This is a genomic window from Sphingomonas sp. LR60 (genome assembly GCF_036855935.1).
Classification (GTDB): Bacteria; Pseudomonadota; Alphaproteobacteria; order Sphingomonadales; family Sphingomonadaceae; genus Sphingomonas.
Genome location: NZ_JASPFK010000001.1, coordinates 2,220,348 through 2,244,751 on the forward strand (window position 1 = coordinate 2,220,348; position 24,404 = coordinate 2,244,751).

Genomic DNA, 24,404 nt, shown 5'->3' on the forward strand with positions numbered 1-24,404 from the left:
CGTCATTCCCGCGCAGGCGGGACCTATGCGAATGCCTTCATCGTGCTCCTACGAAAGCAGGAGCTCAAGGTTTCGGGTCTCGTAGGGCGTCGTTCTGCTTGGCCCTGGACTCCTGCTTTCACAGGAGAACAAGCTCGGGTGCGGTAAGGAGCGGCCCTTCCCCCACATCCGTCATTCCCGCGCAGGCGAGAATCCAGAACCTCTGACAGCAGTGGCTCTTACCGGCGGTGGCGGCCTACCACGCAGGGGGCCGCGTCCGCAGTAATAAGATGCCGCCTTTCCCATATCCGTCATTCCCGCGAAGGCGGGAATCCAGAACCTCTGAGGTTCGTGAATCTACCGACGGACCTGCGCGTCTGGATTCCCGCCTTCGCGGGAATGACGGTGGATCGAAAACGGCGGCCGTAGCCCCCGCTACGGTCGCCGTTTTCGTATCCGGTCGATACCGGGCTTAGAGCCCGATGACCCCGCCGTCGTTCTTGGTGATCACCACCGTTGCCGAGCGCGGGCGGCCGGTGCCGGTGCCGGTCGCCTGACTCTGCGGCCAGTTCGAGGTGATGTTGTTGTAGGCACCCTCTTCACCCGGGTGCTGGATGTTGATGAAGATCGAACGGCCATCGGCGGTCGAGGTGATGCCGGTGACCTCACACTCCTTCGGCCCGACCAGGAAGCGCTTCAGCTTCGCGCCCGGCTTGGCGCCGATGCGCGCGGTGGTGGTGGCGGTGCCGCCGAACGAGCTGGTGACGGCCTTGGTCGTGCCGTCGCCGACGCGGCCGGGCATCCCGACCAACAACATGCAATTGGTCACGTCGGTATAGGCGCTATCGTCGGTCTCGACGAACAGCAGCGGCGACGCCTGCCCGCCCGCATTGGTGGGCAAGCCGAACCACAGGCCGTCCGGCGACGAGAAGTCGTTGGTGGCATCCAGATCCGACAGGTTGACGTTGGCCGCATCCGCGCCGGCGCGCGCACCGAAGGCATAGACGTCCCAGGTAAAGGTCAGCGACTCAGTCGAGTCGTTGGCTTCGCGCAACCGGACGATATGGCCATTGGCGTTGCCCGAGTTCGTCTTGCCGTCGGTGCGGGTATCGACATAGGCGCGCGGATTGGCCGGGTCGATCGAGCGCTGGCTGCTGCTCGTCGCAACGCCGACACGGTTCGAATTGTTGGTCAGCGTGCAATACATCTCGCCATTGACCGGGTTCACCGCGGTCCATTCCGGGCGATCCATCGGCGTCGCCCCCAGCGCGTCGCCGGCGAGCCGCGCATTGGCGAGCACGTCGGCCTGGTTGGCGAACGGATAGCGCGTGTTGTTCGCATCCAGGCCGTTCTGGCCGAACACCAGCGGCAGCCACTGCCCGGTGCCGTCGGCGTTGAACCTGGCGACGTACAGCGTGCCGGTGTCGAGATACTTGTCGCCGGTCGCGAGGCGATCGGACGGGGTCGCATCCGCCGTCGCCCAGGCGGTCGCCGAGACGAACTTGTAGACATATTCGTTACGGCCGTCGTCGCCCATGTAGAAGGCCGGCTTGACGCCCGCGATCACCCGGCCCGGCATCACGCCCTCATGCGCCATGCGGCCGAGCGCGGTGCGCTTGCGCGGGGTGGACGCCGGATTGAACGGATCGATTTCGAGCACCCAGCCGAACGTGTACGGCTCGTTGCGGAAATCGGCGGTGCCGTCCGCGGCGAGCGACGCCGAGGCGGTCGCGTTCCAGCGGCGATAGACCGTGGAGGTGGCATCGGCCGGCGTCACCGTCGACCACCGGTGGTTGCCCGTCGCGGCCTCCCCGATGCCGTAGCGCGACAGCGAGATGTTCTGCTTGGTGTTGCCGGCGACGACGCGCACCGCGGCGTCACCGGTGTCGCGGCGGAAATAGCCCGCCCAATTCTCCTCGCACGTCGCATAGTCGCCCCACGGCAGCGCACCGTTCGCGCAATTGTTGATCGTGCCGCGGCCCGTGGTGCCATCCTTCGAATAGACCGTACGCAGCATCGCGTCGCCCTTCACCGGGCCGCTGAACGCGACGGGCGTGTTCGGCGTCACGCGGCGGTTGAGCGTGCTGGCCTGCACGTAGCTCCAGGCGCCGGTATTGCCGGCGCGGGTGACCTCGACGACCGACACGCCATGCGCCTCGATCTCCTTGATGACCTCGGCCTCGACGGTGCGGACGCCGTTCACGGTCGTCTGCCCGGCGGCGTGCAGATAGTTCGGGTTGATATATTCGTGGTTCAGCACGAGCAGCCCGCGCGTGTTGTTGCTGGCATCGGGGGTGGTGCCACTGGCGGCGAGGCCGAAGAAGCTCATGCCGTCATGGTTGTCGCCGGCACGCTGCGCGAAATTGCTGTCGGTGCCGTCATTGGCATAGGCCGTGACGCCGCTCGCGAGCGGATCGCCGACGCGGTAGATGACCGAGGCGGTATAGCCGGTCGGCACCGTCACGATGTCATTCTTGTTCTTGGCGACCGCGGTGAAATCGAGCGTGGCGGGGTTGATGACGACCGTCGTGCGCTCGGTGCTGCTGCCGTTGCCGTTGGTGGCGGTAAACGCCAGCACGGCGTTGGTCGCGGCCGTCACGTTCGGCGCGACGAAGCTGACCGAGGTGCCGCTGGTCGTCAGCGCGAGGCTGGGGCCGCTCACCTGCGACCAGCTCGTGGTCTTGGCGTTGCTGCTGGCGGTGGCGGTCAGCGTCACGATGCGGCCGCCCTGCGTCTGGACGGTCGAGCCGTCCGAGACGGTGATGACGTCGGCGTCATTGTCGTCCGCGCCGCAGCCGCTGAGCATCGACGCGCCGAACGCCGCGGTGGTCATCGCGCTCATCCCGCCCATCATCTGCCGCCGCGAATACCGCTGGTCGACCAGCTCGCCGAGCGTGGTGGTGGTGGACGGATTGGTGTCGACGTCGCCGTCAGTGAAGACGATCGCGTCGTCGTGGCGCAGGCTGGTCATTTGGCGTTCCCCGATTTGGTTCCTGCCGGCGGCTATCGCGGCGAAGAAAGGCACCGCCGTGAAGGTTCGACGACGCCGGAACGACAGTTCGGCGTCAGATACGTGACACATGCTTCACGCTTGACCTGCGCGCGCGATCCGCTATAGCCCGCCGCGTCGCCGGTCCGCTCGCGGGCATGGCACACCGTCCGAGACAGCGGGTGGCCCCTCGGGCCTTAATCCCCCGCCGAGGCGGGGACAGGATCGACGCTCCCCGCGCCTGCACGATCATCGTGCGGCCGGTTGCCGGTCATTCCCCATCGCTGGACTATGCCGCCGGTCGTGCATCCGCACGGAAGGCGGTTCGTACCCGGAAGGCGCGTGTTTCGGCACGTCCCTTCCCAACGTGGAGAATGGCATGGATCGTAGTCAGAAGACCGCGGCCGTCGCCGAGCTCAACGCTACCTTCTCCGAGGTTGCCGTGGTGGTCGTCACCCGCAACCTGGGGATGACGGTGGCGCAGTCGACCGACTTGCGCAACCGGATGCGGGACGCCGGCGCGACCTACAAGGTCTCGAAGAACAAGCTTGCCAGGATCGCACTCGACGGCACCGACTATGGGTCGATCAGCGACATGCTGACCGGTCCGGTCGGCCTGGCGACCTCGACCGATCCGGTCGCGGCTGCCAAGGTTGCCGCCGAATTCGCCAAGACGACCGACAAGTTCGAGATCGTCGGCGGTGCGATGGGCACGACCCCGCTCGATGTGGCGGGCGTGCAGGCACTGGCCACGCTGCCGTCGCTGGACGAGCTGCGTGCGAAGATCGTCGGCCTCATCGTGGCACCTGCCACGAAGCTGGCGACCATCACCCAGGCCCCGGCCGCGCAGATCGCGCGCGTGTTGGCAGCTTATTCGGAGAAGGAGGCAGCCTGATTTCGGGCCGCATCCTGTTGATGTTTGGATTTTGGGGCACCTGTCCCCGTTTAGATAGGAAGTAAGATCATGGCAGACCTGAACGCGCTCGTTGAGAGCCTGAGCGAGCTGACCGTCCTCGAGGCCGCCGAGCTGTCGAAGATGCTCGAAGAGAAGTGGGGCGTCTCGGCCGCTGCGGCGGTTGCGGCTCCGGCTGCTGGCGGCGGCGCTGCTGCTCCGGCCGCTGAAGAGAAGACCGAGTTCGACGTGATCCTGACCGGCGACGGTGGCAAGAAGATCAACGTCATCAAGGAAGTCCGCGCGATCACCGGCCTGGGCCTGACCGAAGCCAAGGCGCTCGTCGAAGGCGCGCCGAAGCCCGTCAAGGAAGGCGTGAGCAAGGACGAGGCCGAGAAGGTCAAGAAGCAGCTGGAAGAAGCCGGCGCGACCGTCGAACTGAAGTAAGCCGAAGTGTGAGGGGCTCGCCCCTTACACGAGGCCGGCCGACGAGCGGCCCAAGCCCGCTCGTTCGACGTCATCGGATTCACTCCGATGACGTGGCCGCCAGCAGAAAAGGGGCGACATCCGCAAGGGTGCCGCCCCTTTTCATGCCTGCCATCCCCGCCACGTCAGCCGCACCCGGCTGCCGACGAACAGCGCTGCCCCGGCCAGCGACGCGAGCAATCCGACGCAGACGGAATCGAACGCCATCAGCCCCCATACGACCGGCGCGCCCTGCCCCAGCGCCAGCCGGTGGTTCGCCATATGCAGCAGTTGCGCCGGCGCGGCCGCAACCGCGAGATACAGCGTCAGCACCAGCGCCGACGGCAGATGCGTCGTGAACGCCGCGCGCCACGCCAGCGTCCGGTCCTCGACCAGCTCCGCGACCAGCAGCAGCACCGCCCCGGACTGTAGCACGAACGACAACACGCCGAACCCGACCGCGCCGACGATCCCGGTGCGCGCTCCCAGCCAGCTACACGCGACGCTCACCGCCGCGGTCAGCGCCACCAGCACCAGCACGCGCAACGCGGTAGCAACAGGCGGCAGAAGGGCGCGACGCGCCGACCCGCTCACCTGGAAGCGCGCCATCGCCAGCATCGCCAGCACGACGCCCGCGACCTTCGCATAGCCGAAGTCCCAGCGGATCGCCTCCTTGCCCAGCGTCCGAAACGCCGCGAGCGAGTCGAACATGCCGAGCTTGATCTCGACGACATGCTGCGCCGCCTCCGGCACGATCGCGATCGCCGCCAGCCATGGCGCGGCCTTCATCGCGCCCCCGCCGCGACGGTAGATGTCGACCACATCGGCCCCGATCCGCCGCCATCCCGTGCGTCGTTCCCCGCTCATTCCTCCCCGTCCCCCTCTATCCATGTCAACAATTCCCCGGGCTGGCAGTCGAGCGCGCGACAGATCGCCTCAAGCGTCGAGAAACGGATCGCCTTCGCCTTGCCGGTCTTCAGGATCGATAGATTGGCCAGGGTGATGCCGACCGTGTCGCTCAGCTCGGTCAGCGACATGCGGCGGTGATGCAACAGGTCGTCGAGATGCACGATCACCGGCATCAGACGGTCCCCTCCAGCTCGGCATCGAGCCGCGCGCCCGCCGCGAACACCCGCGCCAGCACGAAGGCGATCAGCACCGAGATCCACCCCGCAAGCGACGGCGTCCACGCCGCCACGTCCGCTCCGGTGCGTGCGATCAATGCGGTCAGCGCGCTACCGAACAGGTCCACGCACTGGACCCCGACCAGCCCCCAGCCGATGGTGGTGACGCGCGCCGCATTGTCGGGATCGAACGGCGCGCCCCGCCGCACGCTACGAAGCACGTCGGCGAGCGCACGCAGGCAGCGGTCGAGCGGCCAGACCGCAATCACGCCGATCAGAATCAGCGTCCGCAATTCCCAGATCACCGCCGGGATGAAGACCGCGTCACGGTACTTGCGCCCCAGTTGCGCGGCGAGCAGCGGCTCCGCCACGAAGCTCGCGATCAAGCACCCGACGGCAAGGACGCCGAACCCGATGTTCGCCACCGCGCACCAACGCAGCGCGCGTTCTCCCCATCGCACCAGCCGCGAACCGTCACCGTCCATCACACGCCCCCTCCGAATCCCGCGCAATAATTGACAGCCTTATCGAATTACGACAAGCTAAATATCGTTTATCAATATGTCGACCTCGATAAGCGGACAGGCTTTGACAGTCTGCTGGCCACCTCCTATATCCGCTCCATCACCACAGCTTCCGGGAAACGGCACGCCTTGCGCAGCGTGTCGATCGGATTGGGAAGCCGCGGTTCAGGACGCTGAAAGCCGACGCATCTTTGCGCTCGGCTTTTCTTCGTTCGACCCTGCGCCTGCATTTTGACGGCTGACGAGGCACAAGCTTTTATGGCGACCAATCCGATCGACGCGGGCACCGCGCGGACCGAGAAGGCTCTGAACGGGGCGGGCACGCGCAAGCGTCGCATCCGCAAGGTTTTCGGCAACATCCACGAAGTGGTGCAGATGCCGAACCTGATCGAGGTCCAGCGCGAGAGCTATGAGCAGTTCCTGCGTTCCGATCCGTCGATCAACTATGTCTCGGGTCTCGAGAAGACGCTGCGCAGCGTGTTCCCGATCCGCGACTTCGCCGGCACCGCCGAGCTGGACTTCGTCAATTACGAGCTGGAGCCGCCGAAGTTCGACGTCGAGGAATGCCGTCAGCGCGGCATCACCTATGCAGCGCCGATGCGCGTCACGTTGCGCCTGATCGTGTTCGAGGTGGATCCCGATACGGAGACCCGTTCGGTGCTCGATATCAAGGAGCAGGACGTCTACATGGGCGACATGCCGCTCATGACCGAGAACGGCACCTTCTTCATCAACGGCACCGAGCGCGTCATCGTGTCGCAGATGCACCGCTCGCCGGGCGTGCTGTTCGATCACGATCGCGGCAAGACGCACGCGTCGGGCAAGTATTTGTTCGCGGCGCGCGTGATCCCGTATCGCGGCTCGTGGCTCGATTTCGAGTTCGACGCCAAGGACATCGTCAACGTCCGTATCGACCGTAAGCGCAAGCTGCCGGTCACCGCGCTGCTGTACGCGCTGGGGATGAACGGCGAGGAGATCCTCAACCAGTTCTACAACCGCGTCACGTTCGTGCGTGGCCAGGGCGGCTGGCAGATCCCGTTCCAGGTCGAGAGCTGGCGCGGCGTGAAGCCGACCTTCGACATCGTCGATGCCAAGTCGGGCGAAGTGATCTTCGCCGCCGGCACCAAGATCACTCCGCGCGCGGCGAACAAGGCCGGCAAGGACGGTCTGGAGACGCTGTTGATCCCGACCGAGGAAATCTACGGTCGCTACAGCGCTTATGACCTGATCAACGCAGCCACCGGCGAGATCTACGTCGAGGCCGGTGACGAGATCGGGCCGGAGAACCTCGAAAAGCTCGACAAGGCGGGGATCGACCGCATCGAGCTGCTCGACATCGACCATGTCGCGACGGGTCCGTGGATCCGCAACACGCTCAAGGCCGACAAGGCCGAGGAGCGCGAGCAGGCGCTGTCGGACATCTATCGCGTGATGCGCCCCGGCGAGCCGCCGACGCTGGAGACGGCGGAGTCGCTGTTCGCCGGCCTGTTCTTCGATCCGGACCGCTACGACCTGTCGGCGGTGGGCCGCGTGAAGCTGAACATGCGCCTGGAGCTGGATGCGCCGGACACGCACACCACGCTGCGGACCGAGGACATTCTGGCGGTCGTCAAGACGCTGGTCGGCCTGAAGGACGGCAAGGGCGAAATCGACGACATCGACAATCTCGGCAACCGCCGCGTCCGTTCGGTGGGCGAGCTGCTGGAGAATCAGTATCGCGTCGGCCTGCTCCGCATGGAGCGCGCCGTGAAGGAGCGCATGTCGTCGGTCGACGTCTCGACGGTGATGCCGAACGACTTGATCAACGCCAAGCCCGCGGTCGCCGCGGTGCGCGAGTTCTTCGGTTCGTCGCAGCTGTCGCAGTTCATGGACCAGACCAACCCGCTCTCCGAAGTGACGCACAAGCGTCGCGTCTCGGCGCTCGGGCCGGGCGGTCTGACGCGTGAGCGTGCGGGTTTTGAGGTCCGCGACGTCCACCCGACCCACTATGGCCGCATCTGCCCGATCGAGACCCCGGAAGGCCCGAACATCGGTCTGATCAACTCGCTGTCGACCTTCGCGCGCGTCAACAAGTACGGCTTCATCGAGACGCCGTACCGCAAGATCGTGGACGGCAAGGTGACCAACGAGGTCGTCTATCTGTCGGCGATGGAAGAGCAGAAGCACACCGTCGCGCAGGCGTCGGCGGAGCTGAACGAGGACGGCTCGTTCGCCGAGGAGCTGGTCTCCGCACGGCAGGCGGGCGAGTTCCTGATGGCGCTGCCGGAGACGGTGACGCTGATGGACGTGTCGCCGAAGCAGCTCGTGTCGGTCGCGGCGTCGCTGATCCCGTTCCTGGAGAACGACGACGCGAACCGCGCATTGATGGGCTCGAACATGCAGCGTCAGGCCGTGCCGCTGGTGCGCGCCGAGGCGCCGTTCGTCGGCACCGGGATGGAGGAGACCGTGGCGCGCGATTCGGGCGCGGCGATCTCGGCCAAGCGTGCGGGCATCGTCGACCAGGTCGACGCGGCGCGTATCGTGGTCCGCGCAACCGGCGAGGTCGATGCCGGCAAGTCGGGCGTCGACATCTACACGTTGATGAAGTTCCAGCGTTCGAACCAGTCGACCTGCATCAACCAGCGTCCGCTGGTGAAGGTGGGCGACGTGGTGAATGCGGGCGACTGCATCGCCGATGGTCCGTCGACCGAGTTCGGCGAGCTGGCGCTGGGCCGCAACGCGCTCGTCGCGTTCATGCCCTGGAACGGCTACAACTACGAGGATTCGATCCTCATCAGCGAGCGGATCGTGAAGGACGACGTGTTCACGTCGATCCACATCGACGAGTTCGAGGTGATGGCCCGCGATACGAAGCTCGGGCCGGAGGACATCACCCGCGACATCCCGAACGTCGGCGAGGAAGCGCTGCGCAACCTCGACGAGGCGGGCATCGTGTACGTCGGCGCCGAGGTCGAGCCGGGCGACATCCTGGTCGGCAAGATCACGCCGAAGGGCGAAAGCCCGATGACGCCGGAAGAGAAGCTGCTCCGCGCGATCTTCGGTGAAAAGGCGTCGGACGTGCGCGACACGTCGCTGCGTCTGCCGCCGGGCGTGGCCGGGACGATCGTCGACGTCCGCGTCTTCAATCGCCACGGCATCGACAAGGACGAGCGCGCGATGGCGATCGAGCGCGAGGAGATCGAGCGCCTGAAGAAGGACTCGGACGACGAGCGCACGATCCTCAACCGCGCGACCTGGTCGCGTCTGCGTGAGATGCTGCTGGGTCAGGTCGCGACCGCCGCGCCGAAGGGCGTCAAGAAGGGCGTGACCATCGACATGGACGTGCTGGACAGCGTCGAACGCCACGAATGGTGGAAGTTCGCGGTGGCCGACGATGCGGTCCAGTCGAACCTCGAGGCCGTGAAGGGCCAGTATGACGAGGCGGCCAAGCGCATCCGAGACAAGTTCGAGGATCGCCGCGAGAAGCTGGAGCGCGGTGACGAGCTGCCGCCGGGCGTGCTGAAGATGGTCAAGGTGTTCGTCGCGGTGAAGCGCAAGCTGCAGCCGGGCGACAAGATGGCCGGCCGTCACGGCAACAAGGGCGTCATCAGCCGCATCCTGCCGGCGGAGGACATGCCGTTCCTCGCCGACGGGACGCCGGTCGACCTCGTGCTCAACCCGCTGGGCGTGCCGAGCCGCATGAACGTCGGGCAGATCTTCGAGACGCACCTCGGCTGGGCGGCGCGTGGGCTTGGTCAGCAGATCAAGCACGCGCTGGAAGACTGGCGCGACGCCAACCCCGACGCCAAGGCGGGCGAGATGCCCGACGTGGTCAAGGATCGGCTCCGCACCGTCTATGGCGAGCATTATCTCGACGACATCGACTCGCGCGACGCGGGCGAGATCATCGAGCTGGCGCAGAACCTGACGCCCGGCGTTCCGATGGGCACCCCGGTGTTCGACGGCGCGGTCGAGAAGGACGTGTCGGACATGCTCGAGCTGGCCGGGCTCGACACCTCGGGTCAGTCGGACCTGTTCGACGGGCGCACCGGCGACAAGTTCGACCGCAAGGTGACAGTGGGCATCATCTACATGCTCAAGCTGCACCACCTTGTGGACGACAAGATCCACGCCCGGTCGATCGGGCCGTACTCGCTCGTCACGCAGCAGCCGCTGGGTGGTAAGGCGCAGTTCGGTGGCCAGCGCTTCGGCGAAATGGAAGTCTGGGCGCTCCAGGCGTATGGCGCGGCGTACACGCTCCAGGAAATGCTGACGGTGAAGTCGGACGACGTGGTCGGCCGCACCAAGGTCTACGAGGCGATCGTCAAGGGCGACGACACGTTCGAGGCCGGCATCCCGGAGAGCTTTAACGTGCTCGTCAAGGAAATGCGCTCGCTGGGTCTCAACGTCGATCTCAAGTCGATGGAAGAGGCGCAGGACGACGGCATGGCCGAGGCCGCGGAGTAACTCTTCTACCCTCCCCTCCCTTCAAGGGAGGGGATTGAGGGGTGGGTGGCCACACGCGGATCGGTCCCGTGAGCCACCTACCCACCCCGGCCCCTCCCTTCCAGGGAGGGGAGATGAGGCAGGGACTGAAAAATGAACGAACTGACCAATTTCGCCAATCCGCTCGCGAAGGCGGAGACCTTCGACCAGATCCAGATCGGGATCGCGTCGCCGGACAAGATCCGCTCGTGGTCGTTCGGTGAGATCAAGAAGCCCGAGACGATCAACTATCGTACGTTCAAGCCCGAGCGTGACGGCCTGTTCTGCGCGCGCATCTTCGGTCCGATCAAGGATTACGAGTGCCTGTGCGGCAAGTACAAGCGCATGAAGTACAAGGGCATCGTCTGCGAGAAGTGCGGTGTCGAAGTCACGGTGTCGAAGGTCCGCCGCGAGCGGATGGGCCATATCGAGCTGGCCGCGCCGGTCGCGCACATCTGGTTCCTGAAGTCGCTGCCGAGCCGCATCGGCCTCCTGCTCGACATGCAGCTGAAGCAGCTCGAGCGCGTGCTATACTTCGAGGCGTATATCGTCATCGAGCCGGGCCTGACCCCGCTGGAGAAGTTCCAGCTGCTCACCGAGGATGAGCTGCTCGAGGCGCAGGACGAATATGGCGAGGACGCCTTCTCCGCCGGGATCGGCGCGGAAGCGGTCCGCATCATGCTCGAAAGCCTCGATCTCGAGGGCGAGAAGGTCGCGCTGCTCGAAGAGCTGGCGACGACCAAGTCGGAGCTGAAGCCCAAGAAGATCATCAAGCGCCTCAAGGTCGTCGAGAGCTTCCTCGAATCCGGCAACCGCCCGGAATGGATGATCCTCGAGGTCGTGCCGGTCATCCCGCCCGAGCTGCGCCCACTGGTGCCGCTGGACGGCGGCCGCTTCGCGACGTCGGACCTGAACGACCTGTATCGCCGCGTCATCAACCGCAACAACCGGTTGAAGCGCCTCATGGAACTGCGCGCGCCGGACATCATCGTCCGCAACGAGAAGCGCATGTTGCAGGAAGCGGTCGACGCGCTGTTCGATAACGGCCGTCGCGGTCGCACGATCACCGGCGCCAACAAGCGTCCGCTTAAGTCGCTGTCCGACATGCTCAAGGGCAAGCAGGGCCGCTTCCGCCAGAACCTTCTCGGCAAGCGCGTCGACTATTCGGGTCGTTCGGTCATCGTGACCGGCCCGGAGCTGAAGCTGCACCAATGCGGCCTGCCCAAGAAGATGGCGCTCGAGCTGTTCAAGCCGTTCATCTACGCGCGCCTCGACGCCAAGGGCCTCAGCATGACGCTGAAGCAGGCGAAGAAGTGGGTCGAGAAGGAGCGCAAGGAAGTCTGGGACATCCTGGACGAGGTGATCCGCGAGCATCCCGTGCTGCTGAACCGCGCGCCGACGCTCCACCGCCTCGGCATCCAGGCGTTCGAGCCGGTGTTGATCGAGGGCAAGGCGATCCAGCTGCATCCGCTGGTCTGCTCCGCGTTCAACGCCGACTTCGACGGCGACCAGATGGCCGTGCACGTTCCGCTGTCGCTCGAAGCGCAGCTGGAAGCGCGCGTCCTGATGATGTCGACCAACAACATCCTGTCGCCTGCGAACGGCAAGCCGATCATCGTGCCGTCGCAGGACATGGTGCTTGGTCTGTATTACCTGTCGCTTGAGAAGCAGAAGGAGCCGGGCGAAGGCATGATGCTCGGCGACATGGCCGAGGTGCATCAGGCGCTGTTCGCCGGCGCGGTGACGCTCCACACCAAGATCGTCAGCCGCGTTCCGCAGACCGACGAGCAGGGCAACCAGTATCTCAAGCGCTATGAGACCACGCCGGGTCGCATGTTGCTGGGCGAGTGCCTGCCCAAGAGCCACAAGGTGCCGTTCGACGTCGTCAACCGCGTCTTGACCAAGAAGGACGTCGGCGAAGTCATCGACGAGGTCTATCGTCACACCGGCCAGAAGGAGACCGTGCTGTTCGCCGACGCGATCATGTCGCTGGGCTTCCGTCACGCGTTCCGCGCCGGCATCTCGTTCGGCAAGGACGACATGCTGATCGCGCCGGACAAGGACAAGCTGGTCGACGAGACCCGCGACCTCGTGAAGGACTTCGAACAGCAATATCAGGACGGCCTGATCACGCAGCAGGAGAAGTACAACAAGGTCATCGACGCCTGGAGCCGTTGCGGCGACCAGGTCGCGAACTCGATGATGAACGAGATCAAGGCGGTGCGCCATTACGAGGACGGCCCGCTGGTCGGCCGCGAGCGCGACATCAACTCGATCTACATGATGGCCCACTCGGGTGCGCGTGGTAGCCCCGCGCAGATCAAGCAGCTCGCCGGTATGCGCGGCCTGATGGCGAAGCCGTCGGGCGAGATCATCGAGACGCCGATCATCTCGAACTTCAAGGAAGGTCTGACCGTCCTCGAATACTTCAACTCCACCCACGGCGCGCGTAAGGGCCTTGCGGATACGGCGTTGAAGACCGCGAACTCGGGCTATCTCACCCGCCGCCTCGTCGACGTGTCGCAGGACTGCACGATCGTCGAGCTGGATTGCGGCACCGAGCGCGCGCTGGAGATGAAGGCGATCGTGCAGGGCGGTTCGACGATCGCCTCGCTGGGCGAGCGTATCCTGGGTCGTACGACGGCCGAGGACGTCGTGGATGCCAAGACCGGCAAGGTCGTCATACCCGTAGGCACCCTGCTCGACGAGCCGATGGTCGCGCAGATCGAGGCGCTGGGTGTCCCGGCGATGAAGATCCGCTCGCCTTTGGTCTGCGAGAGCAAGGTCGGCGTGTGCGGCAAGTGCTACGGGCGTGACCTCGCCCGCGGTACGCCGGTCAACATCGGCGAGGCGGTCGGCGTGATCGCGGCGCAGTCGATCGGCGAGCCGGGCACGCAGCTGACGATGCGGACCTTCCACATCGGCGGCGCGGCGCAGCTCAACGAGCAGTCGAACCTCGAATCGCCGGTCGATGGCACGGTCGAGTTCCGCGACCTGCGCCTGATCGAGGATCAGCGCGGCCGTCGCGTGGTGCTCAGCCGTTCGGGCGAGATCGCGATCGTCGACATGGACGGCCGCGAGCTGGCGGTGCACAAGATCCCGTACGGCGCGTACGTCATGTTCGATGATGGCCACATCATCAGCAAGGGCGACCGGATGGCGGAATGGGATCCGTTCACCATGCCGGTGATCACGGAAACCGGCGGCACCGTGAAGTTCCAGGATCTGATCGAGGGCAAGACGCTCACCGAGCAGGTGGACGAAGCGACCGGTATCGCGCAGCGCGTGGTGATCGAATATCGTGCGACCACCAAGTCGAAGGAGGATCTGCGTCCGCGCATGACCCTGCTCGACGAGGGTTCGGGCGAGGCCGCTCGCTACCTGCTGGCGCCGGGCGCGGTGCTGTCGGTCGAGGACAACGGCACCGTCCATGCCGGCGACGTGCTGGCGCGTGTCGCGCGCGAAAGCGCCAAGACCCGCGACATCACCGGCGGTCTGCCGCGCGTCGCCGAATTGTTCGAGGCGCGCATCCCCAAGGAAGCGGCGATCATCGCCAAGGTTTCCGGTCGGGTGGTGTTCGGCAAGGACTATAAGGCGAAGCGCAAGATCGGCATCCAGCCCGAGGACGGCGGCGACGTCGTCGAGTATCTGGTGCCGAAGTCGAAGGTGATCGACGTTCAGGAAGGCGACTACGTCAAGCGTGGCGACAACCTGATCGGCGGTTCGCCGAACCCGCATGACATTCTGGAGACGATGGGGATCGAGCCGCTGGCCGAATATCTCGTCAGCGAAATCCAGGAAGTCTATCGACTGCAGGGCGTGAAGATCAACGACAAGCACATCGAGACGATCGTTCGTCAGATGCTGCAGAAGGTCGAGATCATCGAGTCCGGCGAGACCACCTTGCTGGTGGGCGAGCAGGTCGATCGCGAGGAGATGGACGCAATCAACGAGAAGCTGGAGGACGGTCAGGCGCGCGCAGCGGGCAAGCCGGTCCTGCTCGGCATCACCAAGGCGTCGCTGCAGACCCGCAGCTTCATCTCGGCGGCGTCGTTCCAGGAAACCACGCGCGTCCTCACCGAGGCGGCGGTCCAGGGCAAGCAGGACACGCTGATGGGCCTCAAGGAGAATGTGATCGTCGGTCGCCTGATCCCGGCGGGCACCGGTGCGGGCATGAACCGCCTGCGCGTGGCGGCATCGTCGCGCGACGCGGCACTGCGCGTCCAGCAGCGCAAGTTGCAGGACGCGATGGTCGCGGCCGGCTCGGCCGGCACCGCGGCGCAGACCCGCGCGGCCGAAGTGAAGCGCAGCGCGCGCGAGGACGTCGGCACCGGCAGCGATCCGCTCGCCGAGGTCGTCCCCTCGGGCACCGGCACCGACGCCGATGCGGGCGAGTATCTGAACAAGGAGTGATCCTCGTTCAGGCCACGCGCCTGCTGTAGAAAAGCCGCCGTCCGGGATGCCGGGCGGCGGCTTTTCCTTTGTTCGCGCGGTTGCGGACAGGCGAGCCGGAACGAGCCGCGCCGTCTCACCCTCCGTCGTTTCCGCGAAGAAGGGAATCCAGAACCTCGGACCTCTAGGATGTGATCCGAGCAACGCTGACATGTACCCCGGCGAAGGCCGGGGCCCAGGTGGGGGACGCTATTGATGTGTGTCGCGCTACCTCTCCCTGACCTTCCCACCTGGGCCCCGGCCTCCGCCGGGGTACAATAGAAATGATTCAAGCCAGCTGGATCAAACTCTGAGCGCTGATCGACGGTCCAGCGCGTCTGGATCCCCGCCTTCGCGGGGATGACGGAGAGTGGACGGTACCAGTCCCCCACACACCCGTCATTGCGAGCGCAGCGAAGCAATCCAGGGCGTCCTGATCCGGCCCTGGATTGCTTTGCTACGCTCGCAATGACGAACCCATGCGACCCCTCACCTCACCGCGGCGGCGTAATCGTGATCCGCGCCGCCGGGTTCAGCCCGCCCTGATGCGCAGGGCAGCGCGCGTAGCGGAAGCGCTTGTCGGTGCACAGCCACACCTCGTCGAGCGCCCCGCTTTTCGTACCGGTCACGCGCATCATGTCGGCGCGCAGCCCCGGATTGGCGGCAGCGATCGCCTCCGCCAGCCGCCCGGCGGTCAGCGGCGTCTGCGCCAGCCGCGCCATGTCGGGGAAGCGCAGCGCGTGGAACATCGCGTTCGACTTGGTGAAATAGCGGTCGGGCGTATACCCGGCCATGCACGTGCCGTGCTTGGCCCATTCGTGCTGCATCAACTGCGGCGAGGGCGTCGCACAGACGTGGCGGCGGATCACCTGTCGCGACAGGATCGGCGTCGCGCGACAATATTGCGGCCAGTCCTTGCCGACGCCATCCGGCCACAGCCCGTGGAGCACGAAGCCGAAGCGATTGCTGCCTCCGCACTGGAAGCCCGCATTCGGCCGGTCGCCGCTGGTCCGGCAATATTCGGGGCTCCAGCTGATCGCGAGCGTATAGCCACCGATCGGCAGCCGCCGCGCCGGCTGGCTCGCCGAGGGAAGATCGGGGCGCGGACGCGGCAGATCGGCCGGGATCGCGCACGACAGCGCCTGCGCACTCGCCACGCCCGGCATCGCGATCGCGGCCAGCGCGCCCAGCATCGCCACTCGCTTCGTCGTCATCGTCATGCTTCTTCTTCCTCGGGCTCCAGCCCTTCGCCGAACCACAATCGCGCATCGCTGCGGAACAGTTGCACGACTGCCGCGATGCTCAGCGCGAGGATCGCCGCCGACAGCAACAGCGCCACCACCGGCACCTTGCCGCGCGCCACGACCATCAGGTTGATCGCGAAGCGCACCGCCGCCAGCCCGGTCAGGATCGTCACCACCCATTTTGCGGCCAGGCTCGCGCGCCGGGAAACCAAATACCAGAGCGCCAGCGTGATCGCGCAGCTCAGCAGCAGCGCGGAGGGCAACAGCCAGCCATAGCTCGCGGTCTTGGGATCGAGCGCCAGCCGGTCGACGGTCTGCTGCCAGCTGAACGCCCAGCCGACCAGCGACATCGCGAAGGAGGCGAGATACAGCCGCTCAAACCGCACGATCGACATCGACCGGCCATCCGCGCCGAAGTACGTCCGCAGCGACTTCTTCGCGACCGGCTTGCTCGTCTTCGTCTTGTTCCTGCGCTCGCTCATAGCTCTGCAAAGTCCAGCCCGATATCGGCGGCGGGAGCCGACTGGGTGATCCGCCCGACGCTGACATAGCGCACACCGCTACGCGCGATCGCACCGATCGTCTCCAGCGTGACCCCGCCCGACGCCTCGGTCGGCACGCGACCGGCGACGATCGTCACCGCCGTGCGCAGCATGTCCGGCCCCATGTTGTCGAGCAAGAGGTGTGTTGCGCCGGCCGCAATGGCTGGCTCGATCTGGTCGATCCGGTCGACCTCGACGATGATCGTCGCGATCCCCGCCGCCTTCGCCAGCGCCGCCGCCGGGCCGACCCCCGGCGACCGCGACATGATTGTCCTTGATCATCGCGGCGTCCCACAGGCCCATGCGATGGTTCTGCGCCCCGCCGGTGCGGGTGGCATATTTCTCCAGCCGCCTGAGGCCGGGGATCGTCTTGCGCGTATCGAGCAGCGTCGCACCGCTTCCCGCGATCGCATCGACATAGGCCGCGGTCAGCGTCGCGATCCCCGACAGATGCTGGACGGTGTTGAGCGCGGAGCGTTCGGCGGTCAGCAGGGCGCGCGCATTGCCGGTGATGCGCATCAGCGCGGTGCCCGGCGCGACACGCTCGCCGTCCTGCACCAGCATCGTGATCGCCGCATCGGGATCGAGCCGCCGGAAGAACGCCGCCGCAATTTCCAGCCCACACACCGTGATCGCGTCGCGGCTGTCCATGATCGCCTCGAACCGCGCCTCGGCCGGGATTACCGCGGCGGAGGTGACGTCGCCCCCCTCGCCCAGATCCTCGGCAAGCGTCGCGGCGACGAACGCGTCGAGGTCGAACCCGTCGAGCCGGAAGGTCATGGCAATTCCTCGGTCGGCGCGACGCCCCAGACGCGGTCGGTCTGGATAAACCCCGCCTGCCCCTTCACGTCGAACCTGCACCAGCCGTTGCTGCAGCGCGAGACGCGCCCGACCACGCCGGGCTGGACCCGCCATACGATCGTCGGCCCGCCGGGGCGGTCGCGCAATTCGGCCGGCTCGGTTCCGCGCACTATCGCGGTGCGCCGATAGCTGAGCAAGGCGTTGAGCATCCATCCTTGCGTGCCGTCGGGATCCTCGACGCGGCGCCATTCCTTGAACGCCTCCAGCACGCGCACCGGCAGGTCGGCGCGGACATAGATCCAGCTCGCCGGAAAGTTGCGCCCCGGCCCGGTGCGCATCCGCGCGCGCGATGCCGCGATCGAGCCGACATAAGGCGGCTCCTTCGCATCGATTTCCGCCGCAGCAGGCATGGGCGCGAGCAGCGACGCTGCCGCCATCGCTGCCACGATCGTGAGATGATCCCTGTTCACATCCGCCCTGTAGCCACGCCTGCCCCGCCGCATCAACCGTTGACGCACGGACGCGCGTTCGCCAATCCCGACATATGGCCGATACGCGACGCTGCGCCCATCCCAAGGTGATCGTGACGCGGGCGCTGCCCGACGTCGTGATGCGGCGGCTCGACGAATTGTTCGACGTGACCGGCAATGCCGACGACAAGCCGTTCACGCGCGACGCGCTCGCCGCCGCCATGGCCGATTGCGACGTGCTGGTGCCCGCCGTGACCGACACGATCGACGCCGCGCTGATCGCGGCTGCCGGCCCGCGCCTGCGACTGATCGCGAACTTCGGCGCTGGCGTGAACCATATCGACCTGAAGGCGGCGCGCGCGCGCGGGATCATCGTCACCAACACGCCCGGCGTGCTGACCGAGGACACCGCCGACATGACGATGGCGTTGATCGTCTCGGTGCCGCGGCGGCTGGCGGAGGGCGAGAAGCTGGTCCGCGCCGGCGAGTGGAAGGGGTGGAGCCCCGGCGGGATGCTCGGCTACCGGATCGGCGGCAAGGCGCTGGGGATCGTCGGCATGGGCCGCATCGGTCAGGCGGTGGCGCGGCGTGCGCGCGCCTTCGGGCTGTCGATTCATTACCATAACCGCCATCGCCTGCCGAAGGTCGTCGAGGCGGAGCTGAACGCGGTGTGGCACCCCAACCTCGACGAACTGCTCGGCGCGATCGACATCCTGACGCTCCACACGCCGCTCAACGCCGACAGCCGCGAGCTGATCGACGCGCGCCGCATCGCGCTGCTGCGCCCACATGTCTTCGTCATCAACGCCAGCCGCGGCGGGATAGTGGACGAGGACGCGCTGGTCGACGCGCTGGAGAACGGGCGGCTGGCGGGCGCGGGGCTCGACGTCTGGCGGCACGAGCCCGAAATCGACCCGCGGCTGCTCGCGCTATCGAACGTCGTGATGACCCCGCATATGGGCTCCGCGACCTGGGAGGGGCGCGTCGCGTCGGGCGAGAAGGTGATCGCCAACATCCGCATGTGGGCTGACGGCCACCGCCCGCCGGATCAGGTGCTCGAGGGTTGGGCGTAGCGCAAGACTGCCACATCGTCCCCGCAGGCGTATTGCGGGACCCGCCGCTCCGCTAAAATCAACGACTTGCACGTTTGCGAAGCCGTGAATGCCGGAACGTGTCCAGCATGACGGGGAAGTCGAGGTCACCTCACCTCTTCCGCCCGCAACGCGGAGATGCCCGCTCGAGAACATGATGGCATCGGTCCCAACAACCGTCATTGCGAGCGTAGCGAAGCAATCCAGGGCGCCCTGATCCAACCCTGGATTGCTTCGCTACGCTCGCAATGACGGATGGAGTTGACGTCATTCCGGTCAACTCAATCCGACCCGGCAGGAAACGAATCTCTCCCCTCCCCACGGCGCCGAGGATCAGCGCGGCGATCACCCGCCCGCTGTAACGCAGGCATAGCTCCTGATGGATGGCGGCGGCATCGGGGCTGCTGGCGCTCATCGCGCGGACGGCTTCGTCGCGGGCACGTTCGGCGTGATAGGCGGCGTGGCGATCGTTTGGCATCGGGCTCTCCGTCATGGCCCGTCCGCCCTCGGCGCGCGACGTTGCGGACGAATGTCGCCCGCGTTGCCGTGCCGCAATCTCTGTCGCAGCCGCGCCGCCTGCGATGCGTGACGAAACATGTCCGTCCGGAACCGCGGCGGGGCCGCAGCATTGACGCCGCATCCCCCAGCACAGGAAGCAAACACATGAAAAAGATCGCTCTTTCCGCCCTGCTCGTCGCCGCTGCGGTGTCGACCTCGGCCTGCTCGACCCTGCGCGGCGCGGCGATCGGCGGCGCCGGTGGTGCCGGCGTAGCGGCCGCGACCGGCGGCAGCGTCGAGAAGGGCGCGGCGGTCGGCGGCGTCGGCGGTGCCGTTGTGGGCACCGTCGTGGACTGACCTCCGCGCACCGCAATGCGATGATGACGGCGCGTCACCCCAAGCGGGTGGCGCGCCGTTTCGTTCGGGGGCAGCGGTGAGCGGGATCGTGATGATGGCGGCGGCGGTGACCGCGACCTGTCCGGCGCGGCGGGGCGGCCCTCCACAGCGTTAAAATCTATGACAGCCCGACCGGCGACGTTGCCGTGCTCTCGGTGCGACGCACCGTTTGAAGAACCATTCGTATTCGTACCCCGGCGAAGGCCGGGGCCTAGCTGGGAAGGTCGGTGAAATGGAGCGCGACGCAGATCAGCAGCGTCCCCCAACTGGGCCCCGGCCATTGCCGGGGTACCCGTCAGGGCAGATGAGTCACACCGAAAACGGCCGAGGCTAGAGTGCGATGACACAACGTCGAACCGAAGCCGTCATTGCGAGCGCAGCGAAGCAATCTAGGGCGTCTTGATCCGGCTCTGGATTGCTTCGCTGCGCTCGCAATGACGAACGTGGGTCGGCTCCACGTCATCCTGGCCTAGGCGACGCTACCTGCGGCGATACGCCCCACCTTCGCCAACACCGCCTCCGCGCTTGCGGCCGATGCCGATCGAATCGGCTCGAAATAGGCCGCGACGATCACTGGCGCGCGACCGCGCGGGCCACCAAAGGCGAGATCGACGAAGATCGGCCGCTGCTCGCCGCCGCCCGTCCCTGTCTTGTCGCCCGCGTACCAGCCCGCGGGAAAACCCGCGCGCAGACGGCTCCGCCCGGTATGCGCCGCGACCATCCACTCGATGAGCAGCGCGCGGCTCACCGGCCGCAACACGGTGCCCCGCACGAACCTGGCGACGGTCGCAGCCATCGCCGCCGCGGTCGTCGTGTCAAACGTGGTGCCCGGCGGTGTCACGTTCAGCGCGGGTTCGTAGCGGTCGAGCCGGCTGACCCGGTCGCCGTTCGACCGCCAGAACGCCGTCAGCCGGGCCGGCCCACCGACCTTGCGCAGCAGCACGTTCGCGGCGGTATTGTCGCTGGTGACGACGGCAGCGCGTGCCAGATCGCGGATCGACAAGGTCATGGCGGCGATCGCAGTCGTCACCGGGCTGTGCGGGAGGATGTCGCCTGCCGACCAGCCGAGCCCTTCGCTCAAGGTAAGCCGGCCGTGATCCGCCGCGGCAAGGATCATCGCGGCCAGCGACAGTTTGAACGAGCTGGCCTGCGTAAAGCGCTCATGCTCTCGCCAGCCGGTCGTCGTGCCGCGGCCCGTATCGACGATACACACGCCCAGCCGGCCACCGGCGCGACGCTCCAGCGCGGCAAGCGCCTCTTCGACCGACGATCGCGGGGCCGCGCCGGTCAGCGCGAGGGCGCCGCCGACCAGCAGGTGACGTCGAGACACTTGGCTGCTCATCATGGGCCTATAGCATCGTCAATTACATGCTGACACGACCGCTACCCCGCGCTGCCTCAATATTGGTCTGACTTTGCCTCCGGCCAGTCCAGCAGACCCGCCCGCGCAATATCCTTGTCGCGCCCAAACGATCGCAGGATCGCCACCAATTCCTCGCATACCGGCACGAACACGCCGCACAGCGCCACCCGGGTGACCGGCAACACCCGCCGCCACACGCCCTCGCCAAATACTTCGAGGTCAGCCATCATCTCGACGGGCAACGCCGCACCATCCAGCCGCGCGAACGGGTGCGAGCGGAAGAGGTCGCTGGCCACACCGATCGTCACCGCGCCCGCCCAGTCGCGCAGCACGCACGTCGCATCATAGGCGCTCACCAGCACGTCGATATCGGCGACCGACGTCGCTCCGCCATGCAGCCGCACCGCCGCGCTGCCGATCACCCACCACGGATCGCGCGCGTCGCGCAGTGCTGTCGCAACCTGCGCCAGCGCCGCGTCGAACATCAGTCGCCGGTCAGGATGCGATCGACAAGCTGCTTCACCGTCGGCACGAAGCCGTTCGAGTAGAAGGGATCACGCTTGAAGTTATACGCCGCATGGCCCGCGAACATCAGGTTCGCGTCGGTGTCGCCGCCGTGCGCGATGTCCTGCAGCGTCTTCTGGATGCAGAAGCTGCGCGGATCGGCAAGCCGCCCGGTCGAGTTGGTCTCGGTATCCGCCCAGCTCGAGAACAGGCACTGGCTGAGGCAGCCCATGCAATCGGCCTGATCCTTGCGGATCTCGCCCTTTTCCTGCGGCGTCACGAAGACGAGCGTATTGTCCGGGGTCTTGAGCGCGTCGGTGAAGCCAGCGCCGAACCATTCGCGCGCGCGCAGCAGGTCGTTGCGCGTCACCCAGAAGTTCTTGCCCTTCACCCCGACGTCGAGCTGGAAGACATGGTCGCCCGCTTCCTGCGTCGAGAAGGCGATCTGCCGCTCCGACCGCGCCTCCAGCGAGCGCAGGAACGGGTTGCGCACCGCCGACGAATAGAAACCGGTCGGCGAGAAACGGTGCAGCAGTACCTCGCCTTCCTCGATCTGCGTCAGCTTGGCCTTCCAGTCCTCGGGGATCGGGCTTTCCTGCGTCAACAGCGGACGCGTACCGTACTGGAACGCGATCTGTCCGAGTTCGGGATTGTCGATCCACTCGTTCCAGTCGCGCAGATACCAGACGCCGCCCGCCATCACGATCGGGGTGGTGTCGGGGATGCCGCCCTCGCGCATCGTCTCGCGCAGCGCCTTGACGCGCGGATAGGGATCCTCGGGCTTCAGCGGGTCCTCGGCATTCGACAGGCCGTTGTGCCCGCCCGCCAGCCACGGGTCTTCATAGACGACCGCCGCCAGCCATTCGCTCGCCTTCGAATAGGCGCGCTTCCACAGCGCGCGGAACGCGCGGCCGGAGCTGACGATTGGCAGGTAGTTGACGTTGTACGACGCCGCGATCTCGCTGAGCTTGTACGGCATTCCCGCGCCGCAGGTGACGCCGGCCACCAGCCCGCGCGTCCGCTCCAGAACGCCGTGCAGCACGCGCGGCGCGCCGCCCATTTCCCACAGGACGTTGATGTTGATCGCGCCCTTGCCGCCCGCGATCTCCCACGCGCGCTGCACCTGCTGCACCGCGCCCTCGACCGCATAGGCGATCAGTTCCTCGTGCCGCTCACGCCGGGTCAGCGCGCGATAGATCTGCGGGATGATCTTGCCGTCGGGATCGTAGCTGTCCGCGTTCACCGCCGAAACCGTACCGATCCCGCCTGCCGCCGCCCAGGCGCCCGCCGACGCGTGATTGGTGGCGGCAACCCCCTTGCCCCCTTCCACCAGCGGCCAGACCTCGCGGCCTGCATAGACGATCGGCTTCAGCCCCTTGAACACGCGATTTCCCGTTTCACCAGTGATGCAGCGGTCCCCTATAAAGCAATCGGGCCGCAACGCGACCGAAATGCGACTCAACCGGGCAAAGCCGGTCGCCCGATCGCCGCCGAATAGACCGCAGCCGAGCGTGCGATCATCGCTGCGGTATCATGGCGTTCCGTCGCGCGGGCGCGGTTGGCCGCCCCGGCCGCCGCGCGCAACGTCGCGTCGCTGACCAGCGGCTGCAGCGCATCGCGCAGCGACACCTCGGCGGCATGGGGCGACAGCAACGCGCCATTTTCCGGGGCGAGCAGCGCCTCGGTCGCGCCGCCGCGCAACGCCATGACCGGCACCCCCGCCGCCATCGCCTCGACGACGATCGCGGGCGCCGCGCCGAGCCGCATCGGCAGCAGCAGCACGTCGACGCCGCCCAGCCACGCCGCCGTCGGGGTCAACGCACCGGGCAGCACCAGCCGATCGTCGATCCCCATCGCCAGCGCCGCGCGCTCCACCGCCGCACGCCCTGCGCCATCGCCGACGGCGACGAGCCGGAAGCGCGCCGCCAGCCCCGCGACCGCGCGCACCAGCAACGCCAGTTCCGCGTCGCTCGCGTTATCTAGCGGCACGCCGATCACCACCTCGACCGGCTTGCGGCGGAAGCCGGCGACGCTTTTCGCATTCGGCCCGCGCGCAAAGGCCGACAGGTCGATGCCGTCGGGGATGACATGCAACCGCGCCTCCGGGACCTTCCAGCGCGCCGCCGCCGTCTCGGCCGCGGCCGATCCCCCCACCACCAGCCCCGCCGCCGCGCCCAGCGCGATCCGGCGATACAATCGCGCGCTCCCGGCGCTCGTCGCCTCGGCGGGGTCCTCGTGATGGACGATCGGCGGCGTGTCGCGCGGGAACGCCCGCCGCGCCATCACCGCATCGATCGCGCCCGCACCGAAACTCAGCACCAGATCGTGCCCGCGCATCGCGCGCGCGATCGCCTCGTAGCGTGCGACCGACACCGTGCCGGCCAGCGGCGGCGGGTTCTGCGCCAGCATCCCCGTCACGCCCTCGGGCAGCGCGGCGCGACAATCATCTGCCGCGACCACGTGCCGCGCCGCGTCGCGAAACGCGGTCATCAATTGCACCGCGCGCCGGCTCCACGGATCGCCGCCGTGCGGATCGAAGGCGTCGAACAGGTAAAGAATGGACAGCGACTGTGACATAGTCGCCACATACTACGCCAAATGCTGCCGCGCACCATGTTCTGCTTCCC

General features: G+C 66.8%; 17 protein-coding genes and 1 pseudogene. 6 read left to right on the forward strand and 12 right to left on the reverse strand.

The genetic code is table 11. From position 1 onward, the window contains the following. Positions 1–451 precede the first annotated feature (451 nt). On the reverse strand, positions 452–2,950 hold the full coding sequence (locus QP166_RS10245) for a PhoX family protein (protein WP_333915822.1): 2,499 nt from the start codon (positions 2,948–2,950) through the stop codon (positions 452–454). Positions 2,951–3,347: 397 nt separating this feature from the next. On the opposite strand from QP166_RS10245, the gene rplJ reads away from it, so the two are divergent. Together rplJ and rplL are read left to right on the forward strand one after the other, a co-directional pair. Beyond that, complete coding sequence (gene rplJ, locus QP166_RS10250) at positions 3,348–3,863, forward strand: 50S ribosomal protein L10 (protein ID WP_333915823.1); 516 nt, start codon at positions 3,348–3,350, stop codon at positions 3,861–3,863. 69 nt (positions 3,864–3,932) lie between these two features. Then, a complete protein-coding gene (rplL, locus tag QP166_RS10255; protein WP_333915824.1) occupies positions 3,933–4,307 on the forward strand; it encodes a 50S ribosomal protein L7/L12 in 375 nt (124 codons plus the stop codon). A gap of 141 nt (positions 4,308–4,448) precedes the next feature. On the opposite strand, the gene QP166_RS10260 is transcribed toward rplL, so the two are convergent. From QP166_RS10260 to QP166_RS10270, 3 genes are read right to left on the reverse strand one after another with little or no spacing between them, the layout of a single operon-like run. Further along, positions 4,449–5,192, reverse strand: a complete 744-nt coding sequence (locus QP166_RS10260) for a hypothetical protein (protein ID WP_333915825.1) — start codon at positions 5,190–5,192, stop codon at positions 4,449–4,451. Further along, positions 5,189–5,407 carry a helix-turn-helix domain-containing protein gene (locus tag QP166_RS10265; RefSeq protein WP_333915826.1) on the reverse strand — a complete coding sequence of 73 codons (219 nt, stop codon included), beginning with the start codon at positions 5,405–5,407 and terminating at the stop codon, positions 5,189–5,191. The genes QP166_RS10260 and QP166_RS10265 overlap by 4 nt, the downstream gene beginning before the upstream one ends. After that, complete coding sequence (locus QP166_RS10270; RefSeq protein WP_333915827.1) at positions 5,407–5,934, reverse strand: DUF2975 domain-containing protein; 528 nt, start codon at positions 5,932–5,934, stop codon at positions 5,407–5,409. Before QP166_RS10270 ends, QP166_RS10265 begins: the two co-directional genes overlap by 1 nt. Positions 5,935–6,231: 297 nt before the next feature. On the opposite strand from QP166_RS10270, the gene rpoB reads away from it, so the two are divergent. Together rpoB and rpoC are read left to right on the forward strand one after the other, a co-directional pair. Continuing rightward, positions 6,232–10,419 carry a DNA-directed RNA polymerase subunit beta gene (gene rpoB, locus QP166_RS10275; protein ID WP_333915828.1) on the forward strand — a complete coding sequence of 1,396 codons (4,188 nt, stop codon included), beginning with the start codon at positions 6,232–6,234 and terminating at the stop codon, positions 10,417–10,419. Between the two features lie 132 nt (positions 10,420–10,551). Continuing rightward, positions 10,552–14,850: a DNA-directed RNA polymerase subunit beta' gene (gene rpoC / locus QP166_RS10280; RefSeq protein WP_333915829.1), complete on the forward strand. Its 4,299-nt coding sequence runs from the start codon at positions 10,552–10,554 to the stop codon at positions 14,848–14,850. Positions 14,851–15,362: 512 nt separating this feature from the next. Here rpoC and QP166_RS10285 read toward each other — a convergent pair. The 4 genes and pseudogenes from QP166_RS10285 to QP166_RS10300 all read right to left on the reverse strand — a co-directional run bounded on the left by QP166_RS10285 (position 15,363) and on the right by QP166_RS10300 (position 17,925). Further along, positions 15,363–16,082, reverse strand: coding sequence for a ribonuclease T2 (locus QP166_RS10285; RefSeq protein ID WP_333915830.1), 720 nt, complete (start codon positions 16,080–16,082; stop codon positions 15,363–15,365). A 2-nt stretch (positions 16,083–16,084) separates the two neighbouring features. Beyond that, positions 16,085–16,594, reverse strand: a complete 510-nt coding sequence (locus QP166_RS10290; RefSeq protein ID WP_333915831.1) for a hypothetical protein — start codon at positions 16,592–16,594, stop codon at positions 16,085–16,087. Then, a pseudogene (gene nadC / locus QP166_RS10295) lies at positions 16,591–17,434 on the reverse strand (carboxylating nicotinate-nucleotide diphosphorylase). Before nadC ends, QP166_RS10290 begins: the two are co-directional and overlap by 4 nt. After that, a complete protein-coding gene (locus QP166_RS10300; protein ID WP_333915832.1) occupies positions 17,431–17,925 on the reverse strand; it encodes an SH3 domain-containing protein in 495 nt (164 codons plus the stop codon). Before QP166_RS10300 ends, nadC begins: the two are co-directional and overlap by 4 nt. A gap of 74 nt (positions 17,926–17,999) precedes the next feature. On the opposite strand from QP166_RS10300, the gene QP166_RS10305 reads away from it, so the two are divergent. Together QP166_RS10305 and QP166_RS10310 are read left to right on the forward strand one after the other, a co-directional pair. Then, positions 18,000–18,998, forward strand: a complete 999-nt coding sequence (locus tag QP166_RS10305) for a 2-hydroxyacid dehydrogenase (protein ID WP_333915833.1) — start codon at positions 18,000–18,002, stop codon at positions 18,996–18,998. Between the two features lie 681 nt (positions 18,999–19,679). Next, positions 19,680–19,871 (forward strand): hypothetical protein, encoded by a 192-nt coding sequence (locus QP166_RS10310; RefSeq protein WP_184034251.1) that lies wholly within the window; start codon positions 19,680–19,682, stop codon positions 19,869–19,871. Positions 19,872–20,379: 508 nt separating this feature from the next. On the opposite strand, the gene bla is transcribed toward QP166_RS10310, so the two are convergent. The 4 genes from bla to QP166_RS10330 form a co-directional block, all read right to left on the reverse strand. Next, positions 20,380–21,240, reverse strand: a complete 861-nt coding sequence (gene bla / locus QP166_RS10315; RefSeq protein ID WP_333915834.1) for a class A beta-lactamase — start codon at positions 21,238–21,240, stop codon at positions 20,380–20,382. A gap of 68 nt (positions 21,241–21,308) precedes the next feature. Then, complete coding sequence (locus QP166_RS10320; protein WP_333915835.1) at positions 21,309–21,758, reverse strand: hypothetical protein; 450 nt, start codon at positions 21,756–21,758, stop codon at positions 21,309–21,311. Further along, entirely contained in the window at positions 21,758–23,161 is a 1,404-nt protein-coding gene (locus tag QP166_RS10325) for an NAD(P)H-dependent flavin oxidoreductase (RefSeq protein ID WP_333915836.1), read from the reverse strand. The genes QP166_RS10320 and QP166_RS10325 overlap by 1 nt, the downstream gene beginning before the upstream one ends. Before the next feature lie 74 nt (positions 23,162–23,235). Beyond that, positions 23,236–24,354 carry a glycosyltransferase family 4 protein gene (locus QP166_RS10330; protein ID WP_333917319.1) on the reverse strand — a complete coding sequence of 373 codons (1,119 nt, stop codon included), beginning with the start codon at positions 24,352–24,354 and terminating at the stop codon, positions 23,236–23,238. Positions 24,355–24,404 lie beyond the last annotated feature (50 nt).

Coding starts and splice junctions, on each gene's coding strand:
- QP166_RS10245 (WP_333915822.1), bottom strand. CDS start 2,950: ATGACCAGCCTGCGCCACGACGACGCGATCGTCTTCACTGACGGCGAC.
- rplJ (WP_333915823.1), top strand. CDS start 3,348: ATGGATCGTAGTCAGAAGACCGCGGCCGTCGCCGAGCTCAACGCTACC.
- rplL (WP_333915824.1), top strand. CDS start 3,933: ATGGCAGACCTGAACGCGCTCGTTGAGAGCCTGAGCGAGCTGACCGTC.
- QP166_RS10260 (WP_333915825.1), bottom strand. CDS start 5,192: ATGAGCGGGGAACGACGCACGGGATGGCGGCGGATCGGGGCCGATGTG.
- QP166_RS10265 (WP_333915826.1), bottom strand. CDS start 5,407: ATGCCGGTGATCGTGCATCTCGACGACCTGTTGCATCACCGCCGCATG.
- QP166_RS10270 (WP_333915827.1), bottom strand. CDS start 5,934: ATGGACGGTGACGGTTCGCGGCTGGTGCGATGGGGAGAACGCGCGCTG.
- rpoB (WP_333915828.1), top strand. CDS start 6,232: ATGGCGACCAATCCGATCGACGCGGGCACCGCGCGGACCGAGAAGGCT.
- rpoC (WP_333915829.1), top strand. CDS start 10,552: ATGAACGAACTGACCAATTTCGCCAATCCGCTCGCGAAGGCGGAGACC.
- QP166_RS10285 (WP_333915830.1), bottom strand. CDS start 16,082: ATGACGACGAAGCGAGTGGCGATGCTGGGCGCGCTGGCCGCGATCGCG.
- QP166_RS10290 (WP_333915831.1), bottom strand. CDS start 16,594: ATGAGCGAGCGCAGGAACAAGACGAAGACGAGCAAGCCGGTCGCGAAG.
- QP166_RS10305 (WP_333915833.1), top strand. CDS start 18,000: ATGGCCGATACGCGACGCTGCGCCCATCCCAAGGTGATCGTGACGCGG.
- QP166_RS10310 (WP_184034251.1), top strand. CDS start 19,680: ATGAAAAAGATCGCTCTTTCCGCCCTGCTCGTCGCCGCTGCGGTGTCG.
- QP166_RS10320 (WP_333915835.1), bottom strand. CDS start 21,758: ATGTTCGACGCGGCGCTGGCGCAGGTTGCGACAGCACTGCGCGACGCG.
- QP166_RS10330 (WP_333917319.1), bottom strand. CDS start 24,354: ATGTCACAGTCGCTGTCCATTCTTTACCTGTTCGACGCCTTCGATCCG.